Source organism: Anaerolineae bacterium (assembly GCA_014360855.1).
Taxonomy (GTDB): Bacteria; Chloroflexota; Anaerolineae; order JACIWP01; family JACIWP01; genus JACIWP01.
The window spans coordinates 1-3,250 of record JACIWP010000319.1 but is presented as its reverse complement, the minus strand read 5'-3'; the positions used below and the strand labels follow the sequence as shown (position 1 = coordinate 3,250).

Annotated in this window: 4 protein-coding genes; all 4 read right to left on the bottom strand. The window is 64.9% G+C overall.

What is annotated here, in order from left to right:
* On the bottom strand, positions 1 to 729 hold a 729-nt coding region (locus H5T60_13365), incomplete at its 3' end, for an MEDS domain-containing protein (GenBank protein ID MBC7243419.1).
* A gap of 26 nt (positions 730 to 755) precedes the next feature.
* Entirely contained in the window at positions 756 to 1,520 is a 765-nt protein-coding gene (locus H5T60_13360) for a class II aldolase/adducin family protein (GenBank protein ID MBC7243418.1), read from the bottom strand.
* 12 nt (positions 1,521 to 1,532) lie between these two features.
* Entirely contained in the window at positions 1,533 to 1,919 is a 387-nt protein-coding gene (locus tag H5T60_13355) for a DUF1232 domain-containing protein (protein MBC7243417.1), read from the bottom strand.
* A gap of 47 nt (positions 1,920 to 1,966) precedes the next feature.
* The coding region (locus H5T60_13350; GenBank protein ID MBC7243416.1) for a 4Fe-4S binding protein at positions 1,967 to 3,250 on the bottom strand (1,284 nt) is incomplete at its 5' end.

Sequence of the window (3,250 nt, the reverse complement as noted above, 5' to 3'; positions counted from 1 at the left end):
ACTGCCGGCCTGCACCGCCTCGGACAGCTTGGCGGCATGATCCTCCGCTTCTTCCAGGAACACGCGCAGGTATTCCTGATAGCTGTCATCATCCAGCCCCATTTGCGCCATGACCGCATCGCGTTCCAGGATGGGGGAGGGGATGGGGCCGGGATATACCTGGTTGGGCACAACCCAGCCGTTGAAGAGGATATACGGGTGAAAGCGCAGGGCCTCTGCCAGCATGTCTGGGGGGCAGTACCGCCGGTCGTACTGGCAGAGGAACATGCCGTACAGCTCCTGGCCGGCGGAGTCCAGCAGAGACTCGAAGGCCTGCCAGCGGTCGGAGCCAGGCAGTCCCCAGGTTGCCCAGCTCATCTCCACCACGATCCAGGGCGCGGGAAGGCCGCCGGCGCGATGGGGCAGGGTAAATTTGCGGAGCTGGGTGAGCGCGGCTTGCTCGTCAAACCGGGCATTGTCCAGCAGAATCTGGGGCGGTTCCAGCAGAAACGCTTTCCCCTGGGCGGTGACCTCTGGCGCGATGGCGTGCAGTTGGCGCCGGACAGCGGTGAGGGGGCGCCGATCCACGATGTACAGGAAGGCCGCGCCGGCGGATGCCACGGCTCGCACAATACCCGACAGCGAGGCATGGAAGTCCTCATCTCCATCCACCTGCCAGCAGATATGGACGCCGGCGGGGAGATGCTCCAGGGGGTAGCGGTTCCGCTGGGCGGATAATTTCTCGGTCATGTCACTGCCTCCCCTTATGGCGAGCACTACCAGGAACGGCGCCGGCGTCGGGTGCGGTGCCACCGCAGACGGCAGAGGCGCTCCAGATGCGCCAGCGATTCCTCGTTGGCCAGCCCGCGTGCCCTGCGTTGGGCGATGAGCTTGGCGACCTCTGCCGGCGGAATGGGGGCATCGCATCCCATGAGCTGAAGCAGATATGTGATGTGGGCGGCATGCTCCAGCTTCTCGAGCTTCAGGTAGGCGCGGAGCGGGGTTTTATCCACGGTCACACTGCCGTGCCGGCGGAGCACTACCGCGTCATGCTCCCCGATATAGCGATGAATGACTTCCGCACCCTCCCGGGTAGATGGGGTGGCGTACGGTGTCAGAGGGATCATTCCCATGCCCACCAGCACCTCTGGAATGAGGCATTCGGCCACGGGGATGCCGGCGATGCTCAATGCAATGGCGTAGGGAGGGTGCGCGTGGACGACAGCGCCCACGTCCGGGCGCATTTTGTAGACCTCCAGGTGGAGCCAGATTTCGGAGGTGATAGAGAGGCCGGCGGGATTCGGGCCGTACGGCGTCTCGGCCGGCACGTTCGCATCCAGGTCCAGGATGATCAACTGCTCTTCCGCCACCCATCCCTTGCTGACACCGCTCGGGGTGGCGAGGACATACGTATCGTCCAGCCGCGCTGTCACGTTGCCGTCCGTGGCGGCCACCAGGCCGTGGTCGTACATCAGCCGGCAGACCTGGATGATTTCCCGGCGCAGAGCGGCCACTCGCTCCATCGTTTCCATCGCTGGCATGTGTTTCGTCTCCTATGTATGCAGTATAGACCACAGCGCTTTGAAGATCAGCGCCAGAATGATGAGCCACAGCAGGAGGATGATGACGCCGGCGGTCCAGTTAGTGGGACGGCCGGCCTCCCGCACTCGCCGCGCCTCCGCCCGGCATTCCGCGAGGATGGCCGGCGGTATCAGGCGGATGGCCAGCGCCACACCCAGCGGGATCAGCACCAGGTCATCCAGATATCCCAGCACGGGGATGAAATCAGGGACCAGGTCTATCGGGCTGAAGGCATAGGCTACCACGATGAGCGCCCAGGCCTTGGCGTACCATGGGACGCCGGCATGCCGATATGCCAGGTACAGGGCGTACACCTCATCCTGCAGTGCCGCGGCGCGCGCTTTCCAGCGGCGGTACATCCGCCGAACGGATTCTGCTGTCATTATAGCCCTCTTGACGGGAAATATCAACCGCGTTCCAACACCGGGGAGTATACACGAATGGCGGCCTGGCCGGCAACCGGGCACTGGTACTCGCAAATGCCGCAACCGATACAGCGCTCCCGCTCCACGTGGGGGAGCTTTACCGTGACGGTCTGGCCGGCGGCGGTCTTGACCCGGGCTTCCTCGAGTTTGATGGCCTTATCCGGCACCGGGCACATTTCCTCGCAGACGATGCAGTCACGCCCTTCGGACCAGGGGATACAGCGGCTGGTATCAATATAGGCCTTGCCGATGATGACCGTGCGTTTGGTGTCCAGCGGGATATCCGGGATGGCCCCGGTGGGGCAGATCTGCCCGCAGGCATGGCAGGAATAGTCGCAGTAGCCTATGCGCGGCACCAGCACGGGCGTCCAGAGGTCTTGTGCGTTGGCACGGGGAAATGCCGGCTGTAACCCGCCCGTGGGACAAACCTTCAGACAGAGGCCACAGCGGATGCATTTGCCGGCCAGATCGTTCTCCCGGCCGCCTGGCGGCAGGATGCGGTGGGGGTCGAGAAAGTCCGAGCTGGGGCCGGCGCGCAACAGGCCGACGCCGGCCAGGCCGAGTCCCAGCGTCACCAGGGTTTGCCGGCGCGTCGGATCATAGCTTTGGGATGGCGCCGGCCTGAGGCTTCCCCCTGAAAAGGAAATAGCGGAGACGGGACACGCATCCTGGCAGAGGAGACAGGTCGTGCATTCGGCGGGATCACTGGCGTAGCCGCGGCCGGCATCAATGGTGCCGGTGGGACAGAGGCGGGCACAGCGCCCGCAGTCAATGCAGGATGTGTTTACCCGCCGGCGGATCCAGGCCGCTCGCGAAAGCAGGCCCAACAGGGCGCCCAGCGGGCAGAGATGCCGGCACCAGAAGCGCGGTGCCAGCGCGTTGAGGGCGAGGATGCCGGCAAAGACCAGGCCGGTCAGCACCGCGCCGCCGTAGAAATGGCGCTCCAGCGGGAAAATGGTGCCGCGCAGGAGATTATCGGCCGAGGAGACCAGGAGGCGCGTCCAGGGGATAGCAAAGCCGGCCCGCTCGAGAAGCGAAAATGCCTGCTCCACCAGGGGCAGGAAGACGCGCCCAACCATCTGGCTCGTCAGCACGATGGGGTCCAGGAGCAAGAGAGTCAGGTTGCCGGCGATCGCCGAACCCAGTATCGCTATCAGGAGGATGTATTTCACGCGGCGCCAGGGGCTTTCGGGGCCAAAGGCGGCGCTGGGCTGTTGGCGCGCCGGCACCCAGTCCAGCAGGGTGCCCAGCGGACATATCCAGGC

Excerpts from the sequence above, each read along its gene's own strand:
- H5T60_13360 (MBC7243418.1), bottom strand. The coding sequence starts at position 1,520 with ATGCCAGCGATGGAAACGATGGAGCGAGTGGCCGCTCTGCGCCGGGAA.
- H5T60_13355 (MBC7243417.1), bottom strand. The coding sequence starts at position 1,919 with ATGTACCGCCGCTGGAAAGCGCGCGCCGCGGCACTGCAGGATGAGGTG.